The sequence below is a fragment of the Pseudomonas sp. MMS21 TM103 genome, assembly GCF_022132145.1.
Classification (GTDB): Bacteria; Pseudomonadota; Gammaproteobacteria; order Pseudomonadales; family Pseudomonadaceae; genus Aquipseudomonas.
This window is the reverse complement of record NZ_JAJISP010000002.1, coordinates 1-23,994: the sequence shown is the minus strand read 5'-3', so window position 1 is coordinate 23,994 and position 23,994 is coordinate 1. Positions and strand designations below refer to the sequence as shown.

Here is a 23,994-nt window from a genome sequence, read left to right as displayed (position 1 = left end):
CGAGCAGCGGCTAGCCCCTGGCTTTGCCGAGCGCACGCCACGCCACAAACAACATCAATGCAAACAGCAGGGTGACGCTCAGCAACGTCCAGTTGGTGAAGGATATGCCGAGGATTGCATAGTCGTTTTGCCCGCAAACGCCGGCGCTCATGAATACCCCGGGCAGGTACTCATGCAGGGGCAGGTAGAAGGCATAGAACGGGAAGGGGGAGCAGCTGAAACTTTCCATGATGCCGGTTTCGATCAGCACCAGATGGGTATTGTCGAACACCGCCATAAAGCCTGCGGCCAGCAACAGGGGCCAGAATATCAGGGTCAACCAGCGTTGCCCGACAGCCTCGGCGGCAATGATCAGCAGGCTGAGCGTGCCGCCCAATAGCAGCCACAAACGGATCTGCACGCACAGGGTGCAGGGTTCCCAGCCGAACAGGTGCTGCAAGAGCAACGCACCGCCAAGCATGGCGAAACAGGCAACGGTGATGATCGAGAGCAGCGCAATGATGGGTTTCTGGCGGGTCATGTGAAATTCCGTGGGAAGCTGGAAGTGGCCTGAAGCGGTTGCCACGTCGTGGTTCTATCGCGAGCGATAACGTTGGTCGACGTGCGCGCTATGGTGCCGGCTGAAACCCTCGCGCGCAATCGAGCAGGTGGCGCAAATGATGCTGGACAGCCTGGCTGATGTTAAAGGCACTGTCCCGGTTATGTGTTGCATGCAGCAAAACCCTGTAGGTAACGGCTTGCTGCAGTCCGGCACTCCGGCGGATCCTGTTGATCTGCCAATTGCCAGCAAGAACTGGGCGTCCCCCTGGCTACTGCACAGTGTGCTGCGCGACAGCGTGATGTCGAATCTTGCCCATGATCTCTGCTGAACAGCTGTCAGCGCAGGTTGGGCAATACTTAACGTGTCCAGAACCCAAAAAAAAACCCCACGGCAAGGAGCAACTGCCGTGGGGCGGGAAGGGGTTGGCTTGGCCAACCTTGGGGAGAGATTCGACGCTAGGCGTTGGGCTGCCAACCGCCGCCCAGCGCCTTGTAGATCGCGACTATGCCGCGGTACAGCTCGACTTCGGCCTGGGCCTGGGCGTCTTCGGCGGCCAGGCGCTCGCGCTCGGCATCCAGCAGCACGAGAAAGTCCACTTCACCTTCGCGGTAACGCACCGCCGCTTGCTCGGCGGCGGCGCGGCTGGCTTCCGACTGGCGCAGCAGGGCGAGCAGGCGTTGCTGTTGCTTGGCGTAGTCGCTGAAGGCGTTTTCCGATTCCTCCAGGGCCAGCAGCACCTGCTGCTCATAGTTGGCCAGGGCACCATCGGCCTCGGCTTCGGCGCCGCGCAAGCGGGCGCGCACGCTGCCCAGATCGAACGCCGCCCAGCTGATGCTCGGCGCCACGCCCCAGGCCCGCGCCGCCGAGGAGCCCAGCGCCGAGCCGCGCCCGGCGGTGAAACCGAGAAAACCCGACAGACTGACCCGCGGGAACAGGTCGGCGGTGGCCACGCCTATGCTTGCCGTAGCCGCCGCCAGCTGGCGTTCGGCGGCGCGCACATCGGGGCGGCGGCGCAGCAGTTCAGCCGGGTCGCCGATCGGTAGCGCCTTGGCTATCGCCGGCAATGGCTGCGCAGACAGATCCACCGTCAATTGCTCGGGTCGCTGACCTAGTAGGGTGGCAATGCGGTTGCGCGCGCGCAGTTGTTCGGCTTGCAGTTGCGGCAGGCTGGCTTCGGTGGCGGCCAGGCGCGCGTCGCTGCGCAATACATCCAGCTCGCTGCCGACCCCCGCATCACGCAGTTGCTCGGTGATGCCGCGCGACTCCTGCTGGTTAGCCAGGTTCTCCCGGGCGATACGTTCACGCAGTTGTGCGCCGCGCAAGTTGCCGTAGGCATCCACCAGTTCGGCGATCAGGCTGACCTGCAACTGGTAGAAGTCGGCTTCGGCCACCTCGATCTGCGCCTCGCTGGCTTCCAGCTGGCGCTGGATACGGCCGAACAGGTCCAGCTCCCAGGCCATGTCCAGGCCCAGGTCATAACGCTCGGTTGTGACCCGTTGGCTACTGATGCCGGGCTGCTGGGCCTTGCCGAACGCGCCACTGGCGCGGCTGCTGATGGTTGGCAAGTGGTCGTTGGCCACGTCGTCGCGGATCGCCCGCGCCGCACGCAGGCGGGAAAAAGCCCCCCGCAGCTGGCGGTTTTCCGCGAGCGACTGCTGCACCAGCTGGTTCAGCGTCGGGTCATCGAATTGCTGCCACCAGACCGCTTCGAACTGGGTGCGGTCGTAGTGACCGGTTGCGGCGCTGGTCAGTTTGGCCGGCGCGGTTGGTGGGCTTATATAGTCCGGGCCGACGGCGCAGGCGCTCAGCGCCAGGGCGAGCAGGCTGATTGTCAGGGTGTTGCCAACGACTGCTCTCATGCCTGCACCTCCAGCAAACGCGCGGCTTTGCTCGCCTCGCGCTTCTCCACGAAGGCGCGGATCAGCACATAGAACAGCGGGGTCAGCAGCAGGCCGAAGAAGGTCACCCCGAGCATGCCGCTGAACACCGCGACGCCCATGGCGTGACGCATCTCGGCGCCGGCGCCGGAGGACAGCACCAGCGGCACCACGCCCATGATGAAGGCGAAGCTGGTCATCAGGATCGGTCGCAGACGCAGGCGGCAGGCTTGCAGCACGGCGCTGACGCGGTCGAGCCCTTCCTCCTGTTTCTCCTTGGCGAACTCGACGATCAGGATGGCGTTCTTGCACGCCAGGCCCACCAATACGATCAAGCCGATCTGGGTGAAGATGTTGTTGTCGCCACCGGTGAGGATCACCCCGGTGATGGCCGACAGCAGGGTCATCGGCACGATCAGGATCACCGCCAGGGGCAGGCTCCAGCTTTCGTACTGCGCGGCCAGCACCAGGAAGGCCAGCAGCACGCAGAGCGGGAAGACGAACAGCGCGCTGTTGCCGGCGAGGATCTGCTGGTAGGTCAGCTCCGTCCACTCGTAGCTCATGCCGTTGGGCAGCTCTTCCTTGAGCAGCTTCTCCATGGCGGCTTCAGCCTGCCCGGAGCTGTAACCGGGGGCCGCGGCGCCGTTGATCTCGGCGGTGAGGAAGCCGTTGTAGTGCATCACCCGATCCGGTCCGGCGCTCGGGCTGACCTTGAGGAAGGCCGCCAGGGGGACCATTTGCCCACGGTTGTTGCGCACCTTGAGCTGGCCGATCTGCTCCGGTTCCAGGCGGAACTGCTGCTCGGCCTGGACGTTGACCTGGTAGGTGCGGCCAAAGCGGTTGAAGTCGTTGGCGTACAGCGAACCCAGGTAGACCTGCAGGGTGTCGAAGATGTCGCTGATTGCTACGCCGTGGGTCTTGGCCTTGTCGCGGTCGATGTCGGCGTCGATCTGCGGCACGTTGACCGTGTAGCTGGTGAACAGCCCGGCCAGTTCAGGCACGTTGCGGCTCTTGCTGATGACGTTCTGCACCTGCTGGTACAGTTCGTCATAGCCCAGGTTGGCACGGTCCTCCACCTGCACGCGGAAACCGCCGATGGTGCCCAGGCCTTGCACCGGTGGTGGCGGGAAGATGGCGATATAGGCATCTTGAATCTCGCTGAACTGGGCGTTCAGTTCGGCGGCGATAGCACCTGCGCTCATCGACGGGTCAGTGCGCTGGTCAAAAGGCTTGAGGGGGGTAAAGACGATGCCGCTGTTCGGGCTGTTGGTGAAGCCGTTGATCGACAGCCCCGGAAAGGCCACGGTGTTTTCCACGCCGGGGTGTTTGCTGGCGATTTCCGACATGCGCTTGATCACCGTCTCGGTGCGGTCGAGGGTGGCGGCATCCGGCAGCTGGGCGAAGGCCACCAGGTACTGTTTGTCCTGTGGCGGGACGAACCCGGTCGGGGTGTTGGCAAAGCCCAGGTAGGTCAGGCCCATGAAGCCGGCGTAGATCACCAGGGCTATCGTGCTGCCGCGCAGCACACGCTTCACCGCGCCGACATAGCGATGACTGGCACTGTCGAACAGGCGGTTGAAGGGTGTGAACAACCAGCCACCGAAGAGCCTTTCCAGCAAGCGGGAGAAACCGTCCTTGGGCGCATCGTGACTGCGCAGCAGCACGGCGGCCAGGGCCGGCGACAGGGTCAGCGAGTTGAAGGCGCTGATCACGGTGGAAATGGCGATGGTCAGGGCGAACTGCTGGTAGAACTGCCCGCTGAGGCCGGAGATGAAGGCGGTCGGCACGAACACCGCGCAGAGCACCAGGGCGGTCGCGACGATCGGTCCGGTGACCTCCTTCATCGCTTGCTTGGTGGCCTCCACCGGCGTTTTACCCAGGCCGATATTACGTTCGACGTTCTCCACCACGACGATGGCGTCATCGACGACGATGCCGATCGCCAGCACCAGGCCGAACAGCGACAGGGCGTTGAGCGAGAAGCCGAGCAGGTGCATCACGGCGAAGGTGCCAATCAGCGACACCGGCACGGCGACCAGGGGGATGATCGAGGCGCGCCAGGTCTGCAGAAACAGGATCACCACCAGTACCACCAGCACGATGGCTTCGAGCAGGGTGTGCACCACCGCCTCGATGGAGCCACGGACGAAGATGGTCGGGTCGTAGACGATTTCGTAGTCCACGCCCTGGGGAAAGCTCTGCTTCAACTCGGCCATGCGTGCCCGCACCGCATCGGAGATGGCGATGGCGTTGGAGCCGGGACGCTGGAATACCGGAATGGCCACGGCCGGTTTGTTGTTCAGCAACGAGCGCAGGGCGTACTGGCTGGAGCCCAGCTCGATGCGGGCGATGTCTCGCAGGCGGGTGATCTCGCCGTCATCCCCGGCGCGAATGATGATGTTCTCGAACTCTTCCTCGCTGACCAGTCGGCCCTGGGTGTTGATCGACAACTGGAAGCTGTTACCCGCGTCGCTTGGCGGCGCGCCGAGGGAGCCGGCAGCGACCTGGCGGTTCTGTTCTCGGATGGCGTTGACCACGTCAGTGGCGGTGAGGTTGCGCGAGGCGACCTTGTTGGGATCGAGCCAGACGCGCAGCGAGTAGTCGCCCAGACCGAACAGCTGCACGTCACCGACACCGTCCAGCCGCGCCAGCTCGTCCTTGACGTTGAGCGCGGCGTAGTTGGACAGGTAGAGCATGTCGTAGCGGTCATCCGGCGAGGTCAGGTGCACGACCATGGTCAGGTCGGGCGACGCCTTGTCGACGGTCACACCGAGGCGCTGCACTTCGCTGGGCAGGGTCGGCATGGTCCGCGTCACGCGGTTCTGGACCTGGACCTGGGCCTTGTCCAGGTCGGTGCCCAGGGCGAAGGTCAGGGTCAGCGACATCTTGCCGTCGGCAGTCCCTTGGGATGACATGTAGAGCATGCCTTCGACGCCGGTGATCGCCTGTTCTAGCGGCGAAGCCACGGTTTCGCCGATCACCTTGGGGTTGGCGCCGGGGAAGGCCGCGCGGACCACGACCGTCGGCGGTACCACTTCCGGGTATTCGCTGATCGGCAGCTGGAACAGCGAGATGGCCCCGCCGATCAGGATCAACAGCGACAACACCGCGGCGAAGATCGGTCGCTGAATAAAAAATTGAGAGAAATTCATCGTCGTAACCCTGTTAGCTGCGCGGCGCCGAAGGAGAGGACAGGTTCTTCACCGCCATACTCGGGGTGTTGCGGGTTTCGACGAGCTGACGCTGGCGCGCGAGGCTGGCCAGGGTTTCTGCATCGGCCATGGGCACGTTCTGCGGGTCGACAATCGAGCCTGGCATGGCGCGCTGCAAGCCGTTGACCACGATCTGCTCGCCCTTGGCCAGGCCGCTGCGGACGATGCGCAAACCGTCCAGCTTCGGCCCCAGTTCGATGGCACGGTAGTTCACGCTGTTGTCAGCACCGAGCACCAGGACGTACTTCTTGCCGAGGTCGGTGCCGACGGCTTCGTCCTTGATCAGGGTGGCGTCATAGAGGCTGCTGCCGACCAGTTTCAGCCGTGCATAGAGGCCCGGCGTGAAGGCCCCGGCGGCGTTGTCGAATACCGCACGGCCGCGGATGGTGCCGGTCTCGGGGTTAACCTGGTTGTCGATAAAATCCAGCTGGCCCAAGTGCGGATGACCCTCTTCATTGGACAGCCCGAGATAGACCGGGCTGGCATCACGGGTATTGCTGCCGGCCTTGCGGGCCAGTTCGACATACTTGAGAAACACCCGTTCATCGGCATCGAAGTAGGCGTAGACCCGGTCGGTGCTGACCAGCGAGGTGAGCTGGGTTTGCCCGGCAGTCACCAGGTTGCCGGCGGTGACTTCGGCGCGACTGACCCGGCCGTCGATGGGCGCGGTGACGCGGGTGAAACTCAGGTTGAGGCGGGCATTGTCCAGTTCGGCCTGAATGCCGGCGACAATGGCCTTGGCTTCCTGGGCGGCGCTGGCGCGGGCGTCGGCCAGTTCGGCGGATATCGCATTGCTTTTGCGCAAGCGCTCGCCACGACGTGCTTCGCTGAGGGCGCGGGTCTGGCTGGCGCGGGCTTGTTGCAACTGGGCTTGGAGACGCTTGAACTCGGCCTCGAACGGCCGCGGATCGATCTGGAACAGCAGGTCGCCTTGCTTCACCAGGCTGCCTTCGTCGAACACCACCCGGTCGATGAACCCGGATACCCGCGGGCGGATATCCACCGATTCCGGGGCTTCCAGGCGGCCGGTGAACTCATCCCACTCGTTGATCGGCTGTTCGATCACCTCGGCGACGCTGACCTGCGCGGCCGGCATCTGTGCGCTCGCTTCCGGGGTTTTACCGCAGGCGCTGAGCACTAGTACGGTGGCAAGGGCCAAAGGCAACTGCCAGATAGGGTTGTTGGGCTGTTCCATGGATGATTCCGCCGCAGGGTGTTATGGATGGGCGGAGTCTGCGGGGCGAGGTGGCGGCGGACGAATCGAATGCCGCGAAGATGGATATCACCGGGAATGATGATTGCACGGCCCGTATCAAGAGCAGGTCATATTGGTGCAGGAGGACCGCTACGGTTCTGCAGCTGCTGGCGGGCAGACTGGCGCGTGCCAGCAGCGAGATTGATGCCGGAGCGCAGTTGTCCGCGGCGCTTCAGTCGAGGCTGTCCGGGTCGCCGCAGAACATCTGGATCCGCGAGCGCAGCCAGCGCTCGGCGGGGTCGTTGTCCTGGGCACCGCGCCAGGCCATCGACATTTCGAAGCTTTGGGTCTCGAGGGGCAAGTCCTCGGCGCGCAGGCCACCGGCGGCGGTCAAGGCGGCGGCAGTGTAGTCCGGCACCACCGAGAGCAGGTCGGTGCCGGCTAGCAGGGTGCCCAGGCCGTTGAACTGCGGTACCGCCAGCACCACTTTGCGGCTGCGGCCCATCTTCAGCAGTTGCGCGTCGATAAAGCCGTTGAGGTCGCCGGCGAAGGACACCAGGGCATGCGGCCTGGCGCAATAGTCATCCAGGCTCAGGGTCCCCGGCACCGAGTCGGCGCGCAGCAGCTTGGGCTTGCTGCGGCGCAGGGTCTTGCGCTTGGCGTTGGCCGGCAGTTCCTCGGTGTAGCTGACGCCCACCGAGATCTCGCCGGATGCCAGCAGGTTGGGCATCAACAGGTAGTTGGCCCGGCGCACCACCAGCACCACCCCGGGCGCCTCGGCGCGCAGGCGCCGGAGCAGGGCGGGCAGCAGGGCGAACTCGACGTCATCCGAGAGGCCGACGCGAAACACCGCGGTGCTGGTTGCCGGATCGAAGTCGGCGGCACGGCTGACCGCCGTGGAGATCGAATCCAGCGCCGGTGAGAGCAGGGCGAAGATTTCCTCGGCGCGGGCGGTCGGTTCCATGCTGCGACCGGTGCGCACGAACAGTGGGTCGTCGAACAGGCTGCGCAGGCGGGCGAGGGCGGCGCTGATCGCCGGCTGGCCGAGAAACAGTTTCTCCGCCGCGCGGGTCACGCTGCGCTCGTGCATCAGCGTCTCGAACACGATCAGCAGGTTGAGATCGAGGCGGCGTAGGTCGTTACGGTTCATCCGGTTACCATTCGAAGTGAAGCGGCCTTGATGCGATCAGGCGTGGCATGCTGCACTTTCCAGCAATGCGTTGCCAATGTGCGCCTGCGCCGGGGAATAGTACGAGCTGTAATGCCGTTAAGGAAAGCCGGCAATCACTGCCAGGCATGACAACTATCAATGTCAGCGGGTGGTGTTGGCGGACATCAGCAGATAAAGTCCACAGTCATTGAAGTGTCAATTCGTGATCAGAGGTTGAGGTAACGATGTCCCACATGATCCGTTTCCATAAATTCGGCGACGCTGAAGTGCTTCAGCATGAAGAGTTGCCAACCCCGACACCTGGCCCAGGCGAGGTGTTGGTGCGCGTCCAGGCCGTAGGGCTGAATTGGAACGATGTTCTGTGGCGGCAGAATCTGGCCGCCGAGCAGGCCCGCTTACCCGCCGGCATGGGCAGCGAACTGGCCGGTACCATCGAGGCCCTGGGCGAGGGCGTCGACGACCTTGAAGTCGGTACGCCGGTCGCCAGCTTCCCGGCCAGCACGGCCAATCGCTACCCGACCTGGGGCGATCTGGTGCTGATGCCACGCTACGCCCTGACCCGATACCCGGAGGTGTTGTCGCCGCTGCAGGCCAGCGTGCATTACTCCGCGCTGCTGTTCGCCTATTTTGCCCTGGTCGACCTGTCCAAGTTGCAACCCGGCCAGCATGTACTGATCACCGAGGCCAGCCGTTGCCTGGCCCCGCAGACCGTGCAACTGGCCAAGGCGCTGGGCGCCACGGTCATCGCCTCGACCAGCGAGGCGGGTAACCGCGAGTTCCTGCGCGGGTTGGGCGCCGACAAGGTGGTGGTCACCGAAGAGCAGGACCTGGTCCTGGAAATCGAGCGCTACACCGAGGGCAAGGGGGTCGAGGTGATCCTCGATCAGTGCGCCGGCCAGCAGATGAAGCTGCTCGGAGATGTCGCCGCGTTGCGCGGAAAACTGATCATGTGTGGCGTCAACGGGGGCAACGACACGGCTTTTCCGGCGTGCGCCGCGTTCAAGAAGCACTTGCAGTTCTTCCGTCATTGCGTGCTCGACTTCACCGGCCTTCCAGAAATGGGCATCGAGCCCAATCAGGAAGCCGTGCAGCGTGCCTTGCACCACATCAATCAGTTGACCGCGGATCAGGTGCTCACGCCGGTCATCGACAAGGTATTTGCCTTCGAAGACTTCATCGCGGCTCATCGCTACATGGAAACCTGCCCCAATCGTGGGCGAGTAGCGCTGCTGCTACCCTGATCGCGCCAGCCTGTGCCGGACTGCGTTGCCCTGGCGCGCTTCGCCGCAGGCAGTGCAGTGTGGCTGCTTGTCGCGGCGCACATCTGGCGGGTTGCCGCTTGGCTCCGAAGCCGCCCTGCCGGTGGATCGCGGATCATTCCAGATCGTAGCGGCCTGGAGATCATCCCTTCGAAGCGAAACGCCACCCGGTCGTAATGTCTCCAGGCTTGAGCGCCAACCTAGCCCTTCTCTCTAGTCGATACCTCGTACGGCAATGTAGTCATTTTGACTTTTTATGGGTCATTATAACCATTTGATGGATGGTTATAATGACCTTAACCTTCTCAAGGTATTGAATTATATAGCTTAAATGTTGGCACGATTTCTGGATTAGTAATGGTGAAACGAATCATTGAACCGGAGTCAGTCATGAAATTGTTCAACATGCTTTTCCTTAGCGCCGCCTTGCTCGGCGCTGCCGGTGCACAGGCAGACGAGGTGATCAAGGAAACTGCCGACAACAGCGTCGGTGCGTTATACGGCGGGCTCAGCGGTGTGCTGATAGGTGGCGCCGCAGGCGGCCCGCTGGGCGCGTTAGTCGGCGCGGGCATTGGCGTGTTTGCCGGGGAGGGGGCTCAGCAGGTCAGCGGGTTGAGCCAGCGCGCCTATGTGGTCAAGACCGCGCAAGGCGAGGAAACCACAGTGCGTTCGCCCAATGCGCAGTTCCACCAGGGCGATCGGGTCAGTCGCCAGGCTGGCCGCCTGCAAGCAATCCACTGATGCTCAAGGCGATCCGTATTTGTCAGGCTACTTCAGCGGTTGCTTGACGCTGGTCAGTGGCCTGTTACTGCAAAGGAGCGATCATTATGTTTGAAGTCATGACTGGCAATCTGGAACAAGGGGCCGAGTGTTTTGCCGCACAGCTGGCTCGCCGCGGGCGACAGGCTGCCGTTGCTGGCGCATGCTCGCGCTTGATCAATCACTGGTCACTGTTGGGCCTGCTGGCGCTCGGTTGGATTGCCTTCATGCTGGTTGAGTAAACGGACCCGGCTGCGCTCGGCCTGCTTAAGGAGTTGCATCATGCAAGTGCTTGACCGCCGCAAGGCATTGGCGATTACCCCGGTGTGGCGTCTGGGGTTTCGGCCGTTCTTTCTGGGCGGCTGCCTGTTCGCCCTGCTGGCCGTGCCGCTCTGGCTGGCAGCCTACAGTGGCTGGATCGGCGAGTGGCAGCCCGCCGGCGGTTGGTTGGCCTGGCACCGGCATGAGCTGTTGTTCGGTTTCGCCCTGGCGATCATTGCCGGCTTTCTCTTGTCAGCAGTGCAGACCTGGACCGGCCAGCCCGGGCTGCAGGGGCGCCCGCTGACGTTCTTGGCGCTGCTCTGGCTGGCGGCGCGACTGGCCTGGCTCAGCGACCTGCCGTTGCCAGTACTGGCCGTGCTGGAGCTGGCGTTCCCGCTGGCGGTGGCCGCGGTTATGGGCCGCGCGCTATGGCAGGCCCGGCAGAAACGCAACTACCCGATTGTGGCGGTGTTGCTGCTGCTGACGGCTGCGGATGCCGTTGCTGTGCTTGGGCTGGCCGGTGCCAGCGACGTCCTGCAGCGCCAGGGCGTCCTGGCCGGAGTCTGGCTGGTTGCGGCGATGATGGGTTTGATCGGTGGGCGGGTGATTCCATTCTTCACCCAGCGCGGGCTGGGTCGAGTGACGGGCGTGCAGCCCTGGCCCTGGCTCGATCTGCTGTTGTTGCTGGGCTCGGCATTGGTCGCCATCCTGTATGCCGCCGGCATCGCCTTGCAGCCCGGCGCCTGGCTTGGCCTGCTCTTCGCGCTACTCGCGATCGGCCATCTGCTGCGCCTGGCGCGCTGGTATGACCCGGGCATGTGGCGGGTGCCCTTGCTCTGGTCGCTGCACCTGGCCTATGCCTGGTTGGGCCTGGCCTGCCTGGGCATGGCGCTGTGGCACCTTGGCCTGCTGAGCAACCCCAGCCAGCCGCTGCATGCCCTGACCGTCGGCTCCATTGGCGGCTTGATCCTGGCCATGGTTGCCCGCGTCAGCCTGGGCCATACCGGTCGCCCGCTGACGCCGCCGAGCGGGATGACCCTGGCGTTTATCCTGATGCAGTTGGCCTGCCTGATTCGCGTTGGCCTGATCGAAGTCTGGCCGTTGTGGGGGCTGTGGCTGGCCGCCGGATGCTGGAGCCTGGCCTTTGTCCTGTTCGCCTGGCGCTACGGGCCGATGTTGTGCAGTGCCCGCGTGGATGGCCATCCGGGGTGAATGCGTATGGGCGTGATGCCTTGTCAATAGCTGTCCTGCCTGCGAGTAGCCGATGATGTATCCGATTCTGCTGACCCTCCATCTGTTCGCCGCGCTGATCTTCATCGGCACGGTGTTCTTCGAAGTGCTGATCCTGGAAAGCGTGCGCAAGCAGGTGCCGGCCGAGGCGATGCGTCTGATCGAGCGGGGCGTCGGTCGGCGTGCCCGGCAATTGATGCCCTGGGTGTTGCTGGCGTTGTTCGGCGCCGGCCTCGGCATGCTCTGGCTACGTTATCTGCCGGCGTTGGCCGCGCCGCTGGCGTCGTCCTTCAATACCTTGCTGACCCTGAAGATCATGCTCGCCGCCAGTGTGCTGGGGCATTTTTTCAGCGCCATGTGGCTGTTCAGGAGCAAGCGCATGAATGCGCGATATCTGCGCATCATCCACGTCAGCCTTTTCGCGCACATGGTTGGCATCGTGCTGCTGGCCAAGGGCATGTTCTATCTGAGCTGGTGATCTGGCCCGGTTTGGCGGATACCCAGGCATCGCCGGCATGCCGGCGATTGAACCGCTGAATAGGGTTAAGCCTGGTCGGCGACGAACAGCACGTTGTTTTCCAGGTGGATGTGCTGCATCAGGTCATCGTGCAGTTCGTTGAGCCCGCGGTACAGCGCACACCAGGTATTGCAGGCGTCTTGCGGCGGGGTGAGACCGTGGGTCAGGGCTTCCATCTGTTCCAGTGCCAAGCCGTGGTGGTCGTGTTCGAAGCGCATCACCGAGATCGGTGCGCTGGCCTGTTTGGCGTAACCGCTCAGGAGCATGGGGAAGAGGATCTGCTCCTCCTTGAGCATGTGGCTCTCCAGTTCCTGCTGCATGTCGCGCAGCAAGTCGGCCAGGCCGTTCGGGCAATCGGCGCGGTCGCCGTGGACCTGTTCCACCCGACAGGCCAGGCGGATCAGTTCCGGCAGTTGCTCGCGATGGCGGGCGTGATAGCGCTTGAGGATATGCTCGATCAAGCGTGTGCTGGGCTCGGTGCGCCAGTCCAGTTGCGTGCCACCGCGGGCCTGCAGGCTGTCCAGTTCGGCGGCGACCACGTCGGGTTCGATGCCGCGCAGGGCCGCCGCCTCGCGCAGGCTCTTGTGGCCGCCGCAGCAAAAGTCGAGATTGAAGGCATGAAACACCCGTGTGGCACCGGGTATCTCGCAGGCCAGGCTGCCAAGGGGCTGGTCGAGAAGGGTCGGACTCATGGCGATTTCCTTGTGCATCGGTCGATGGGGGTGCTTAGGTCAATAGCAGCACCCGTGCCAGGATCGAGCACTTGAAAACAAAGGTATTTCTATTTCATATGGTCGATAAAACCCCGATCTGTTAGGGTCCGATCGACCAATTAGGGTGATAAATACCATGATGGAAAGCAGTCTGCTCGCCGATCTCATCACCGAACTGCCCAATGCCGTGCGCTTGCAGCGTCTGGTGCATACGTTGCGCGAGCACTTCAATTGTGGCGCCGTGGGCTTGTTGCGTCTGGATGGCGACAGCCTGCGGCCATTGGCCGCCGTGGGCCTGGTGCATGAAGCGCTCGGCCGGCGTTTCGTGATCGCCCAGCACCCGCGCCTGGCGGCGATCATGGCTGATCGCGAGCCGACCTGGTTCGAGCCGGACAGTCGCCTGCCGGATCCGTACGACGGCTTGCTCGACGCGCATGTCGGCGAGCCCTTGCCGGTGCATGACTGCATGGGCGTCAGCCTGTATGTCGAGGGCCAACTGTGGGGCGCCCTGACGCTCGACGCCCTGCATGCCGGCACCTTCGACAGCAATGCCCGGCGCGATCTGCAGCGCTATGCCCTGATGATCGAAGCGGCGGTCCGGGTGACGCGCCTGGAGCAGGAAAACCGCAGCCTGCGCCTGGCCCGCAGCGATGTACAGACGGCCGCCCAGGTCACCGAGGAAAGTGAAATCCTCGGCCATAGCCAGGCCATCCACCAACTGTTGAACGAGCTGGAGGTGGTGGCCGACTCGGAGTTGCCGGTGCTGTTGCTGGGCGAAACCGGAGTGGGCAAGGAATTGTTCGCCCGTCACCTGCACCGTCTGTCGCGGCGCCGCAACAAGCCGCTGATTCAGGTCAACTGCGCAGCACTGCCCGAGTCACTGGCAGAAAGCGAGCTGTTCGGTCACGTCAAAGGCGCCTTTTCCGGTGCCACCAGCGATCGCCCCGGGCGCTTCGATGCGGCCAATGGCGGCACCCTGTTGCTCGACGAGGTGGGCGAACTGCCCCTCAGCGTGCAGGCCAAGCTGTTGCGCACCCTGCAGAATGGCGAGATCCAGCGCCTGGGTGCGGACAAGCCACTGCATGTCGACGTGCGCATCATCGCCGCGACCAATCGCCACCTGCCGGACAGCATTCGCGACGGCCATTTCCGCGCCGACCTCTATCACCGGCTGTCGGTGTATCCGGTGCCGATTCCGCCGTTGCGCGAGCGCGGCAACGATGTGCTGATGCTGGCCGGACACTTCCTCGAACTCAATCGCGCGCGCCTGGGCTTGCGCAGCATGCGCCTGTCGCCAGCGGCGGAGCGGGCCATGCTGGCCTATGGCTGGCCGGGCAATGTGCGCGAACTGGAGCATGTGATCAGCCGTGCGGCGATCAAGCTGCTCAGTCGCGGTGCCAGTCGCACGCAGATTCTGACCCTGGAACCCGACCTGCTCGACCTCGACAATGGCGTGCGCCGGTCAGGCGCCAGCGAGGCGCTGGCGCAGCAAGATACGCCCGTAGCGGCCGTCTGTTCGATGCGCGAGGCCGTCGAAGCCTGTCAGCGTCAGAGCATCCTGCAAGCCCTGGAGGTGTGCGCCGATAACTGGGCCAGTGCCGCGCGCCTGCTCGACCTCGACCCGAGCAACCTGCACAAACTGGCGCGGCGTCTGCGCTTGAAGTGATTGGCCCGCAAGCCAGCTCACTCAAGCCAGGTGAGCGGTGTCGCAGATCCTGCATAGGCACACAGGACCTAGGCGTGGTCTTGCGCCAACCTTCGCTCGAGCGCAGCAGATCGACCCGGATACGCGGCTTTTCCCAAGGTTGACTCAGGTCAATGAGGCATTCCGGCAATACCCCGACACTGTGTTAGCGGTCATACGGGGGAGAGCCAGATGCGTGAATCCAACAGTTGGGACAGCAAGCTGCTCGGTCGCTACGCCCATGGCGATGCCAGCCATAGCTGCTATCCCGAGACCAGCGCCTTTCATCGCGGTATTGGTTCGCTGGATCTGCTGCGCGCCTTGCGTGGCAGCCGACTGGCCCGGCGAGCGCTATCGCTTGCCGTGCAGTTGCCGATCAACCAGCAGCGCGCCAGTGGCTCGCCAAGCGACTTCGCCGCCTACCTGGAGCGCCTGGAGCGGGAGATCGACACCATCGGCTGCCACCTGGGTGCTCAGCAGCGCGTCGAACAATTTCACCTGGCGGGCGGCAGTACGCCCAGCGCCGCTCAGTTGCTGCGGCTGATGACTCATCTGCGCAAGCGCTTCAATTTTCTCGATTACGACACGGGCGACTACAGCATCGAGATCCAGTTGGCCGATTCGGATTGGCCGACCATGGGCCGGTTGCGCGAACTGGGCTTCAATCACGTCAGTATTGGCGTTCCTGATCTGGCCGCGGGCAGTGACGCTACGCTGGCCTGGCAGGACCCAAGGCACATCCGCTCGCTGATCGATGCCGCCCGCGCGCTCAACTATCGCTCGGTGAATATCGATATTGGCTATGGCCGGGCCTGGCAAACCCGCGCGAGTTTCGCGCGCAAGGTGGCGGCCATCGTCGAACTGCAGCCGAATCGGGTGACGGTATTCGACTATGCCGATCCGCCGCAGCGTTATCGGCCGCTGGGCCGCTTGGCCGCAAGAGGCCTGTCTGACCGCGAGGACAAGCTGGCCATGCAGCGCCAGGGCGTCGAGCAGCTCAGCCTGGCGGGCTATCGCTATGTCGGCATGGGCTTGTTCGCCCTGGCGGATGACGATCTGGTCATCGCTCAGGAAAACGCCAGCTTGCAGCGCAACTGCCAGGGCTTCAGCCGGCACCCAGACTGCGATCATGTCGGCCTGGGCGTTGCCGCCATCAGCCAGATCGACGGCCTTTACGTACAGAACACCAGCAATCTGCAGGGCTATCAGGCCCAGCTTGACAGGGGCCAGCTGGCGAGTTGCCGTGGCTTTCGCTGCGGGCCTGACGACCGTCTGCGTGGCGAGCTGATCGAACGCCTGATCTGCGACTTTGGCCTGGATATTCGAGGCATCGAGGCGCGTTTCGGCCTGGTGTTTCGCGAGTACTTCGCCGATGCCTGGCCGGCCCTGGAGCAGATGCAGCGCGACGGTCTGATCATGCTCGACGCAGCGTCCATCGCTATTCTTCCCGCCGGCCGATTGCTGGTGTACTCGGTGTGCCGCTTGTTCGATCGCTACAGCGGGGCGCCGCGCGTGCAATCGGTTTCCCGGGCCGTCTAGTCGCTCATCAGGCCCCTGCGACCCTGAGTCGCAGCCGCTGTAAACGCCGCTGCAAGCCGCTGGCAACGAGGGGGTGAGGCCCGTTCAGCCGGGGGCATACCTCCAACGAGGAATGGGCTGTAGCAAACTACCGGTGCAGTCTGCGGCCAGACATTCTATGGAGGCTTCCAGCATGGCTCATCTGTCCAGCGCCGAATTCCAGGCATTACGCATCGCCGTCCTGACCGTCAGCGACACCCGCACTCTGGCTACCGATAGTTCGGGGCAGACCCTGATCGAGGGACTGGAGGCGGCCGGCCACGCGCTGGTCGAACGGGCGCTGGTGATCGACGATATCTGGCAGATCCGCGCGCGGGTCTGTGCCTGGATCGCCGACCCGCTGGTGCAGGTGATACTGATCACCGGCGGCACCGGCTTCACCGCGCGCGACAATACCCCGCAAGCCGTGGCGCCCTTGCTGGACAAGCTGGTCGATGGCTTCGGTGAACTGTTCCGCCAGGTCTCCCTGGATGAGATCGGCACCTCCAGCCTGCAGTCGCGTGCACTGGCCGGGATCAGCAATGGCGCGCTGGTCTGCTGCCTGCCCGGTTCGCCCAATGCCTGTCGCACGGCCTGGGAGAAGATCCTCCGTGAGCAGCTGGACAGTCGCACCGGGCCGTGCAACTTCGTCGCCCACCTCAAGCGCCTGGCCGATCAGCCGCAAGTCGCGCGCTGCGGAGCCCGTTCATGAGTGCCTGCGGCTGCGACGGCAACAACCTGCGGCCGGTAGACCAGGCCATCGCCGAACTGCTGGCGCGCGCGCCGACACCGCCGCCAGTGGAGCGGGTAGCCCTTGGCCAGGCCCTCGGGCGGGTGTTGGCCGAGCCGCTGCATGCGCCATTCGAGGTGCCGGCCTGGGACAACAGTGCGATGGACGGCTATGCCCTGCGCGCCGCCGATCTGCCGGCCGCTGGTGGTTGCCTGCCACTGGCCGGGCGGATCGCGGCCGGCGATGCGGCGGCGCAAGCCTTGCCGGCAGGCCATGCCGTGCGCATCTTCACTGGCGCCCCCTTGCCGGCGGGCGCCGACAGCGTGGTGATGCAGGAGCAATGCCGGCTCGAGGAGGGGCGGGTGTGGCTGCCGCCGGTAACGGGCGGCGAGCATGTGCGCCGGCGTGGCGAGGAACTGACCGCAGGCACCCCGGTGCTGAGCGTCGGGCAGCGCCTGCGGCCGCAGGAACTGGGCCTGCTGGCCAGCTTCGGCATCGACCGGGTGGCGGTCTATCGGCGCTTGCGGGTCGGCCTGCTGAGCAGTGGTAACGAGCTGCGCGAACCGGGAGAGGCGCTGCAGCCCGGGCAAATCTACAACGCCAACCGCTACAGCCTGGCCGCAGTGCTGAGCAGTCTCGGCCTGGAAGTCCACGATTACGCAATCATGGCCGACGAACTGGCGGCCAGCCGCGATGCCCTGAGCCTGGCCGCTTCGGAGTGGGACATGCTGATCACCTCCGGCGGGGTGTCGGTCGGCGAGGAGGATCACCTCAAGCAGGCGATCCGCGAACTGGGCGAGTTGCACCTGTGGCGCCTGGCGATCCAGCCAGGCAAGCCGTTGGCCTTCGGCGAAGTGGGCGGCAAACCCTGGCTGGGCTTGCCGGGCAATCCGGCGGCCGCCCTGATCACCGCGCTGGTGGTGGCGCGGCCCTTTCTGCTGCGCGCCCAGGGTTGCCTGGATGTCATGCCACAGGCCCTGCGCCTGTCGGCCGGATTCGCCTGGCGCAAGGCCAATTCTCGCCGCCAGTACCTGCGGGCACGGCTGGAAGCGCGCGACGGCCAGTTGCGCGTGTGCCTGCACCCGCAGCAGGGCTCGGCCATGCTCACCTCGGCCTGCTGGGCCGATGGCCTGGCGCTGGTCGAGGTCGGGCAGACCCTGGAGGAGGGCGATCTGCTCGATTACCTGCCGTTCAGCGCGCTTCTGCATTAACGCCTGAGCGTTGCCGGCTGCACATTGCAGTCGGCCCTGCCCGCGAGTCGAGGCTAGTTGACCGCGGTCAAGGCCCCGCTCGGAGCCACCCCCTAAAGTGCCCGACAGTATTCCGCCCGGAAGGAGTTTTCATGCAACTGGTTTGTCCAGCAGGCAGCTTGCCTGCCCTCAAGGCCGCGGTGCGGCAGGGCGCCGACGCCGTCTATGTCGGTTTTCGCAATGACACCAACGCCCGGCATTTCTCCGGCCTGAACCTCGACGACAAGCAGCTCGAAAGCGGTCTGCAGCTGATCCGGGCGCAGGGTCGGCAGCTGTATATCGCGGTCAATACCTATGCCCAGCCGGATGGCTGGGCCCGCTGGCAGCGGGCGGTCGACCAGGCCGCGGCGCTGGGCGTGGATGCGTTGATCGCCGCCGATCCGGGGGTGCTGGCATATGCCAGCCGCCGGCATCCCGGTCTCAACCTGCACCTGTCGGTGCAGGGCTCGGCGACCAATGCCGCCGCGCTGGCACTTTATCAGCAGCGCTACGGCATCCGCCGCGCGGTGCTGCCCCGGGTGCTGTCGCTGGCGCAGGTGCGCCAGGTGGCGGAAAAAAGTCCGGTGCCGATCGAGGTGTTCGCCTTTGGCAGCCTGTGCATCATGGCCGAGGGCCGCTGCCACCTTTCATCCTATCTGACGGGCGAGTCGCCCAACCTGTGCGGCGTCTGTTCGCCGGCCAAGGCGGTGCGCTGGCAGGAGGATGCCGAGGGGCTCAGCTCGCGCCTCAATGGCGTGCTGATCGACCGCTATGGCAAGGATGAACCGGCCGGTTACCCGACCCTGTGCAAGGGCCGCTTCCTGGTTGGCGGCCAGCGCTTCCATGCTCTGGAAGAGCCGACCAGCCTGAATACCCTCGACCTGATCCCGCAGCTCGCCGCGATCGGCGTGACCGCGGTGAAAATCGAGGGGCGCCAACGCAGCCCGGCCTATGTCGAGCAGGTCACCCGGGTCTGGCGCTCGGCGCTGGATGCCTACGCCAGCGCGCCACAGAATTTCACGGTGCAGCCGCAGTGGCGCAGCGCCCTGGACAGCTTGTCCGAGGGCAGCCAGACCACGCTGGGCGCCTACCATCGTTCCTGGCAATGAGGAGATCATCATGAAGCTCAGTCTGGGCCCCGTCCTGTTCTACTGGAGCCGCGAAAAGCTGCTGGATTTCTATGCCGAAATGGCCGAGCAGCCACTCGATGTCATCTACCTCGGCGAGACGGTGTGCTCCAAGCGGCGCGCCCTCGGTCTGGATGACTGGCTCGGCCTGGCCCGTGAGTTGGCCGAATGCACGCGCGCCGAACTGGTGTTGTCGGGCCTGGCGCTGGTCGAGGCGGCTTCCGAGCTGTCCAGCCTGAAGCGCCTGTGCGACAACGGCGAACTGCTGGTGGAGGCCAACGACATGGGCGCGGTGCAGTTCCTGCGCGAGCGCAAGCTGCCTTTCGTCGCCGGGCCCGCCCTCAACCTGTACAACGGCCATGCCCTGGCCGAGCTGATTGACTGCGGCCTGCAGCGCTGGGTGCCGCCGGTCGAATGCTCCGGCGCGCTGATCCGCAACACCCTGGAGCAACTCGACAGCCTCGGCCTGGCGCGTCCGCAGGTGGAACTGTTCGCCTACGGGCATCTGCCGTTGGCCTACTCGGCACGCTGCTTTACCGCCCGCGCGGAAAACCGGCCCAAGGACGACTGCCAGATCTGCTGCGAGAGTTTCCCGGAAGGCATCGTCCTGCACAGTCAGGAGGGCGAGGCGTTGTTCACCCTCAACGGCATCCAGACCATGTCGGCCAAGGTCAACAACCTGCTCGCCGACTATGCGCAACTGGCCGAGACCGGCGCCGATCTGCTACGCCTGAGCCCGCGCGCCGAGGGCATGACCGGGGTCATTTCGGCCTTCGACACGGTACGTTGCGGCGCGCTGCCGCCCTTGGCGGTGGAAGGCTGCAACGGTTATTGGCACGGTCGCGCCGGCATGCTGCGCGCCGACGAGGTGGTGTTATGAAGACCTTTGCCCGCCTGGTCATGCGGGTCGGCCCGCCACTCTTGCCGCTGGGCCGCCATGTGCCATTCCCGCTGCAGCGCCTGGTACTGGAAAAGGTCATTGCCCGGCTGTTCGCCGAACCCCTGGCGGAGGGTGAGTTCGATCTGTTGCAGGGCCGCTGGCTACGCCTGGAAATCAGCGATTTGCAGCTGGCCTGGTGCCTGACCCGCGACCAGAATGGTCTGCGCATCGCCGCCGAGGCGCCGGTGGATGTCTGCATCCGCGGCAACTGGCGCGAGTTCCTCCTGCTGGCCAGTCGTCAGGAGGACCCGGACACCCTGTTCTTCCGCCGCCGCCTGATGATCGAAGGCGATACCGACCTGGGCCTGGGCATCAAGAACCTGCTCGACAGCCTCGATCCCGATGGCTTGCCACCGCGGCTGTGGCAGTTGATCTGCGCGCTGGGCGAGGCGGTTGAAGTCCCCGCACAGAAGAAGGCCAAGGCCGAAGTTTTTTCCTAGGCCGGCCGCTGAGCAATTACACCTGAGGTCTGATTGCAACGCTGTGCCGAGCTACCAAGAATGATCAATCAAACTGCATGATGCAAAAGGACTCGACATGTCTGACACCTTGGCGCACGGAATTCAGCGGCTATTGCGCGGTTTTGGCCTGCGCACCCTCAACGCCCAGTTCTTCTTTTCCTACAGCCTGATCTTCCTCTGCGCGGCGCTCACCGCGGGGGTGCTGTTCACTTCCGACCAGGATGCCAGGCAACTGGACATGGCCGGCGCGCAACGCATGCTCAGCCAGAAAATGGCCAAGGAGAGCCTGCTGGTCGCGCAGGGGGCGCTGCCGCTGGCAAGTCTGGAGGCGACCCTGCAACGCTTCGAACGCGCCCATCGACTGCTGGTTAACGGCGATCCGGCGCAGGGCGTCGCCGCGGTGGAACTGCCGGCCGCCCAGGAGCGTCTGCGCCAGGTCGATCAGGCCTGGAACCGGTACCGCACGCTGGTGCTGGCCGTTGCCCAGGGCGACAGCGCCGCGCTGCAGACGCTTGCCAGCGACTCGGAATCCCTGCTGGCCGCGAGCAATGAGGTGGTGCTGTTGATCTCGACCGAGGCCAACCGCAGTGCCAGCGTGCAGCGCTGGGTGGCGCTCGGTTCGACCCTGGCCATCCTGTTGCTGGTGATACTCGGGCGGGTGGCCGGGATGAGTTGGCTGATGCGCCAACTCGAAGAGCTGCGCGGCAGGCTCGAACGGGTCAGCCAGGGCGATTTTTCCCAGCAGTTGGTGGTGGCTTACGCCGACAATGAATTGGGCCGGATCGGCAGCGACTATAACCGACTGCTGCAACAGGTCAGCGAGATGATCCGTGCGGTTCGTCTGGCCGCCGATCAGGCCGATGGTCACTGCGGTCACATGGCCGCGGTGGCCGGCGAGAGTGCACGCAGCGTGGTCGGCCAGCAGGCCGAGATCGACCAGGTGGCCACCGCCATGCACGAAATGCTCGCCACCGCCCAGGAGGTCGCGCGCAGCACCGTGGCGGCCGCGCTGGCGGCCGATACCGCCGACAGCGAAACCGGCAATGGCCGTGAAGTCATGCGCAGTTCGGTCGCCGCCATTCGCGAACTGTCCGGGCATGTCGAGGGATTGTCCGAGCTGATGTTGCAGCTGGCCGCCGACAGTCAGGAAATCGGTCGGGTGCTGGAAGTGATCAGCGCGATTGCCGACCAGACCAACCTGCTTGCACTGAATGCTGCCATCGAAGCCGCCAGGGCGGGGGAGCAGGGCCGGGGCTTTGCCGTGGTCGCCGATGAGGTGCGTAGCCTGGCCGCACGGACGCAGAGTTCTGCCGGCGAGATCAGCGGCCTGATCGAACGCCTGCAGCAGCAAACCGGGCGTGCCGGCCGGGCCATGGACGAGTCACGGCGCGGCAGCGATGCCACCTTGCAGCAGATCGAAGCCGCCCAGGGCGCTCTGGAAAATATAGTCGGTGCAGTGCAGTCGATTCGCGGCATGACCAATCAGATCGCCACGGCGGCTGAGGAGCAGTGCCAGGTGGCCGACGACATGCACCGTTCGCTGACCCATATCGCTGGAGTCGCCGATCAGGCGGCCGTTTCCACCCGCGATACCGCGTCGACCAGCCAGGCCATCACCCAGAGCATGGATGGCCTGCAAGCGCTGACCGGGCGTTTCCGTTTGCAGGATTGATCGGGCGCTCGATGGGCAGCGCTGGTCTGCCCATTACGGCCCGACTGCGACGTCGGGCGTGCGTTTTCACTCGTAGTAGCTGGCCAGTCTGGGCGTATTGATGATGCGAATATTGCGCCGCTCCATGGCGATCAGCCCGGCATCGATCAGCCGATGGAGGATGCGCGAGAAGGTTTCCGGCTGGATTCCCAGTTGCGAGGCAATCAGGCGTTTCGGCACGCTGAGCTTGATCTGCCCATTGCCGGCCGCCTGTTCCTGGCAGAGGAAGCGCACCACGCGGCGGCTGGCATTGGCCACGGCCAGGGTGTCGATTTCGGTCAGGCGTTGGTCCAGGCGCGTACTGAAACTGGCCAGCAGTTCCAGGCAGATACTCGGCTGAACTTCGAGCAGATGGCGATAGTGGGCGCCGTCGATGCTCACCAGGCTGCTGGGTTTCAGTGCGCTGGCGGTTACCGGATAGTGGCGGGTATCGCTAAATAGCAGGGATTCGACAAAAATCTGCCCCGGCTGGATCACCTCGACCAGCTTTTCGTTACCTTCCGGCAGCACGCGGGTCAGGATGATCTGCCCTTCCAGCAACAGGTAGAAACGCTCCGCCACATCGCCCTGGTGGAAAAGGATGTCGAGGCTGTGCAAGCGTCGATGAATCGCCAGGTTGCCGACTTCCTGAAAAGCGCTGTCGGGCAGCCTATCGAACAACTGGTGCTCGCGCAGAATGGCAAGGGTTGTAGAGTCGCTCAGCATGGTTCACCTCAGTAGGCACCATCTTAGGTGTGCCAACCGGGGCTGCCCATTCCTCCTCAGGACTACCTCTAAAGGGGCAGCTCGGCGTAGGCCCGAGTCAGGCCGTTCATCTGCTCGAGCAGCGTCTCACAGGTTATGCTGATCAGCGTCGGCACATAGCGGGCGTCCTCGGACAGCTGAAAACCCTGTCGCGAGAATTCCCATTGGGCACTGGCCTTGGTCAGTGCCGCATTGATAGCCGCATTGTTTTCCGGTGCCGCGCGCAACTCGTCCAGGGTCTGGTTGAACTCGTCCACGGCCTGCTCAAACTGGATCTGCAGCTCTTGCTGCGGCAGCTTCCAGCTCAAGGCCAGATACAGCTTGGCGATACGCTGGCTGAGCATGCGCTGGCGTCCACTGCGGTTGACCAGTTGCGCAGTGCGACCGCCGCTGGATCGTTCGATCTGTGCCACCAAGGTCTCGCTTTCGGCGAGCAGTTGGTCGCTGAGGGTCAGCACCCGCAGCGCGGAGTCGCGGTCGGGGCGCTGCAGAATCAGGCTGCGGTACTCCTGCCAACGCAGGGCGACGCGCTGCAGTTGCTGCTCGATGGGCGGGCTGGAGGCATAGCCATCCAGGGCCAGGAGGTTGCTTTCGAAACGTGCAAGGCTCTCATCGAGCTGCTGATTGGCTTGTTCAGGCCGAACCTCGGCGCCGATCATCAGGTAATTCTTGGCGATGCGTTGGCTGAGCATGCGCTGCATGCCCGACAGGTTGACCGCCTCAGCGACGCCGATGGCCACACACAGCGAAGGGCTGAGGAGCACCAGGCCGAACAGCAGTCCGTACCAGCTTTTCTTGCGCATGGAATCTCTCCAGGTGGGGCGGCCTCCCACAGGGAAGACGCGCCCAGGGTGCGCTCGGTAAAATCGACCGAGCCTATCGATCAATAGCTGAACTGTGCCTGCAGCCAGAGCTTGTCGGTGTCCACGGAGAACTCATCGGCATCGTAGGCAGCGTACTTGATCAGGCCGACCAGGCCCTTCACGCCGGGAATCGGGTGGGCGTAGGAGACATCAATTTCATCGCCGTACTGGCTGCTACCCCGTTCGGCGCTGAAGTCGTGGTACCAGGCCGCC

22 protein-coding genes and 2 pseudogenes are annotated in these 23,994 nt (G+C 64.5%); 15 read left to right on the top strand and 9 right to left on the bottom strand.

Annotated elements, in window-relative coordinates; genetic code table 11:
* Nucleotides 1-10 precede the first annotated feature (10 nt).
* Nucleotides 11-520, bottom strand: a complete 510-nt coding sequence (locus LJY18_RS07220; protein WP_238041151.1) for a disulfide bond formation protein B — start codon at nucleotides 518-520, stop codon at nucleotides 11-13.
* 136 nt (nucleotides 521-656) lie between these two features.
* Between LJY18_RS07220 and LJY18_RS07215 the strand changes: the two genes are divergently transcribed.
* Nucleotides 657-869: a hypothetical protein gene (locus LJY18_RS07215; RefSeq protein WP_238041150.1), complete on the top strand. Its 213-nt coding sequence runs from the start codon at nucleotides 657-659 to the stop codon at nucleotides 867-869.
* 127 nt (nucleotides 870-996) lie between these two features.
* On the opposite strand, the gene LJY18_RS07210 is transcribed toward LJY18_RS07215, so the two are convergent.
* The 4 genes from LJY18_RS07210 to LJY18_RS07195 all read right to left on the bottom strand — a co-directional run bounded on the left by LJY18_RS07210 (nucleotide 997) and on the right by LJY18_RS07195 (nucleotide 7,975).
* Nucleotides 997-2,400: an efflux transporter outer membrane subunit gene (locus tag LJY18_RS07210; RefSeq protein ID WP_238041149.1), complete on the bottom strand. Its 1,404-nt coding sequence runs from the start codon at nucleotides 2,398-2,400 to the stop codon at nucleotides 997-999.
* Nucleotides 2,397-5,570 carry an efflux RND transporter permease subunit gene (locus tag LJY18_RS07205; protein WP_238041148.1) on the bottom strand — a complete coding sequence of 1,058 codons (3,174 nt, stop codon included), beginning with the start codon at nucleotides 5,568-5,570 and terminating at the stop codon, nucleotides 2,397-2,399. Before LJY18_RS07205 ends, LJY18_RS07210 begins: the two co-directional genes overlap by 4 nt.
* Before the next feature lie 13 nt (nucleotides 5,571-5,583).
* The gene (gene mexE / locus LJY18_RS07200) at nucleotides 5,584-6,825 is read right to left on the bottom strand and encodes a multidrug efflux RND transporter periplasmic adaptor subunit MexE (protein ID WP_238041147.1); all 1,242 of its coding nucleotides are present in this window, start codon (nucleotides 6,823-6,825) and stop codon (nucleotides 5,584-5,586) included.
* Nucleotides 6,826-7,057: 232 nt separating this feature from the next.
* Nucleotides 7,058-7,975: a LysR family transcriptional regulator gene (locus tag LJY18_RS07195; RefSeq protein WP_238041146.1), complete on the bottom strand. Its 918-nt coding sequence runs from the start codon at nucleotides 7,973-7,975 to the stop codon at nucleotides 7,058-7,060.
* Nucleotides 7,976-8,220: 245 nt separating this feature from the next.
* On the opposite strand from LJY18_RS07195, the gene LJY18_RS07190 reads away from it, so the two are divergent.
* From LJY18_RS07190 to LJY18_RS07170, 5 genes are all read left to right on the top strand, one after another.
* On the top strand, nucleotides 8,221-9,237 hold the full coding sequence (locus tag LJY18_RS07190) for a zinc-dependent alcohol dehydrogenase family protein (protein ID WP_238041145.1): 1,017 nt from the start codon (nucleotides 8,221-8,223) through the stop codon (nucleotides 9,235-9,237).
* A 408-nt stretch (nucleotides 9,238-9,645) separates the two neighbouring features.
* A complete protein-coding gene (locus LJY18_RS07185) occupies nucleotides 9,646-9,996 on the top strand; it encodes a hypothetical protein (protein WP_238041144.1) in 351 nt (116 codons plus the stop codon).
* A gap of 86 nt (nucleotides 9,997-10,082) precedes the next feature.
* Complete coding sequence (locus LJY18_RS07180) at nucleotides 10,083-10,256, top strand: hypothetical protein (RefSeq protein WP_238041143.1); 174 nt, start codon at nucleotides 10,083-10,085, stop codon at nucleotides 10,254-10,256.
* A gap of 40 nt (nucleotides 10,257-10,296) precedes the next feature.
* A complete protein-coding gene (locus tag LJY18_RS07175; protein WP_238041142.1) occupies nucleotides 10,297-11,487 on the top strand; it encodes an NnrS family protein in 1,191 nt (396 codons plus the stop codon).
* A gap of 52 nt (nucleotides 11,488-11,539) precedes the next feature.
* Nucleotides 11,540-11,983, top strand: coding sequence for a CopD family copper resistance protein (locus LJY18_RS07170; protein WP_238041141.1), 444 nt, complete (start codon nucleotides 11,540-11,542; stop codon nucleotides 11,981-11,983).
* 65 nt (nucleotides 11,984-12,048) lie between these two features.
* Here the strand turns inward: LJY18_RS07170 and ytfE are convergent, their stop codons facing one another.
* On the bottom strand, nucleotides 12,049-12,714 hold the full coding sequence (ytfE, locus tag LJY18_RS07165; protein ID WP_238041140.1) for an iron-sulfur cluster repair protein YtfE: 666 nt from the start codon (nucleotides 12,712-12,714) through the stop codon (nucleotides 12,049-12,051).
* Between the two features lie 157 nt (nucleotides 12,715-12,871).
* Between ytfE and norR the strand changes: the two genes are divergently transcribed.
* The 9 genes and pseudogenes from norR to LJY18_RS22665 all read left to right on the top strand — a co-directional run bounded on the left by norR (nucleotide 12,872) and on the right by LJY18_RS22665 (nucleotide 22,135).
* A complete protein-coding gene (gene norR / locus LJY18_RS07160; protein WP_238041139.1) occupies nucleotides 12,872-14,401 on the top strand; it encodes a nitric oxide reductase transcriptional regulator NorR in 1,530 nt (509 codons plus the stop codon).
* A 210-nt stretch (nucleotides 14,402-14,611) separates the two neighbouring features.
* The gene (locus tag LJY18_RS07155) at nucleotides 14,612-15,958 is read left to right on the top strand and encodes a coproporphyrinogen III oxidase (RefSeq protein WP_238041138.1); all 1,347 of its coding nucleotides are present in this window, start codon (nucleotides 14,612-14,614) and stop codon (nucleotides 15,956-15,958) included.
* Nucleotides 15,959-16,130: 172 nt separating this feature from the next.
* A complete protein-coding gene (gene moaB, locus LJY18_RS07150; protein WP_238041137.1) occupies nucleotides 16,131-16,688 on the top strand; it encodes a molybdenum cofactor biosynthesis protein B in 558 nt (185 codons plus the stop codon).
* Entirely contained in the window at nucleotides 16,685-17,917 is a 1,233-nt protein-coding gene (locus LJY18_RS07145; protein ID WP_238041136.1) for a molybdopterin molybdotransferase MoeA, read from the top strand. The genes moaB and LJY18_RS07145 overlap by 4 nt, the downstream gene beginning before the upstream one ends.
* A gap of 131 nt (nucleotides 17,918-18,048) precedes the next feature.
* Entirely contained in the window at nucleotides 18,049-19,044 is a 996-nt protein-coding gene (gene ubiU / locus LJY18_RS07140) for a ubiquinone anaerobic biosynthesis protein UbiU (protein WP_238041135.1), read from the top strand.
* Nucleotides 19,045-19,054: 10 nt separating this feature from the next.
* The gene (locus LJY18_RS07135; RefSeq protein WP_238041134.1) at nucleotides 19,055-19,942 is read left to right on the top strand and encodes a U32 family peptidase; all 888 of its coding nucleotides are present in this window, start codon (nucleotides 19,055-19,057) and stop codon (nucleotides 19,940-19,942) included.
* Entirely contained in the window at nucleotides 19,939-20,442 is a 504-nt protein-coding gene (gene ubiT / locus LJY18_RS07130; RefSeq protein ID WP_238041133.1) for a ubiquinone anaerobic biosynthesis accessory factor UbiT, read from the top strand. Before LJY18_RS07135 ends, ubiT begins: the two co-directional genes overlap by 4 nt.
* Before the next feature lie 97 nt (nucleotides 20,443-20,539).
* Nucleotides 20,540-21,268, top strand: a pseudogene (locus LJY18_RS22670) (type IV pili methyl-accepting chemotaxis transducer N-terminal domain-containing protein); the annotation flags it as partial.
* Nucleotides 21,269-21,286: 18 nt separating this feature from the next.
* Nucleotides 21,287-22,135 carry a methyl-accepting chemotaxis protein gene (locus LJY18_RS22665; RefSeq protein ID WP_442964478.1) on the top strand — a complete coding sequence of 283 codons (849 nt, stop codon included), beginning with the start codon at nucleotides 21,287-21,289 and terminating at the stop codon, nucleotides 22,133-22,135.
* Between the two features lie 66 nt (nucleotides 22,136-22,201).
* On the opposite strand, the gene LJY18_RS07120 is transcribed toward LJY18_RS22665, so the two are convergent.
* The 3 genes and pseudogenes from LJY18_RS07120 to LJY18_RS07110 all read right to left on the bottom strand — a co-directional run.
* Nucleotides 22,202-22,879 carry a Crp/Fnr family transcriptional regulator gene (locus LJY18_RS07120; RefSeq protein ID WP_238041131.1) on the bottom strand — a complete coding sequence of 226 codons (678 nt, stop codon included), beginning with the start codon at nucleotides 22,877-22,879 and terminating at the stop codon, nucleotides 22,202-22,204.
* Between the two features lie 68 nt (nucleotides 22,880-22,947).
* On the bottom strand, nucleotides 22,948-23,721 hold the full coding sequence (locus tag LJY18_RS07115) for a type IV pili methyl-accepting chemotaxis transducer N-terminal domain-containing protein (protein ID WP_238041130.1): 774 nt from the start codon (nucleotides 23,719-23,721) through the stop codon (nucleotides 22,948-22,950).
* An 80-nt stretch (nucleotides 23,722-23,801) separates the two neighbouring features.
* Nucleotides 23,802-23,994: pseudogene (locus LJY18_RS07110) on the bottom strand (alginate export family protein); the annotation flags it as partial.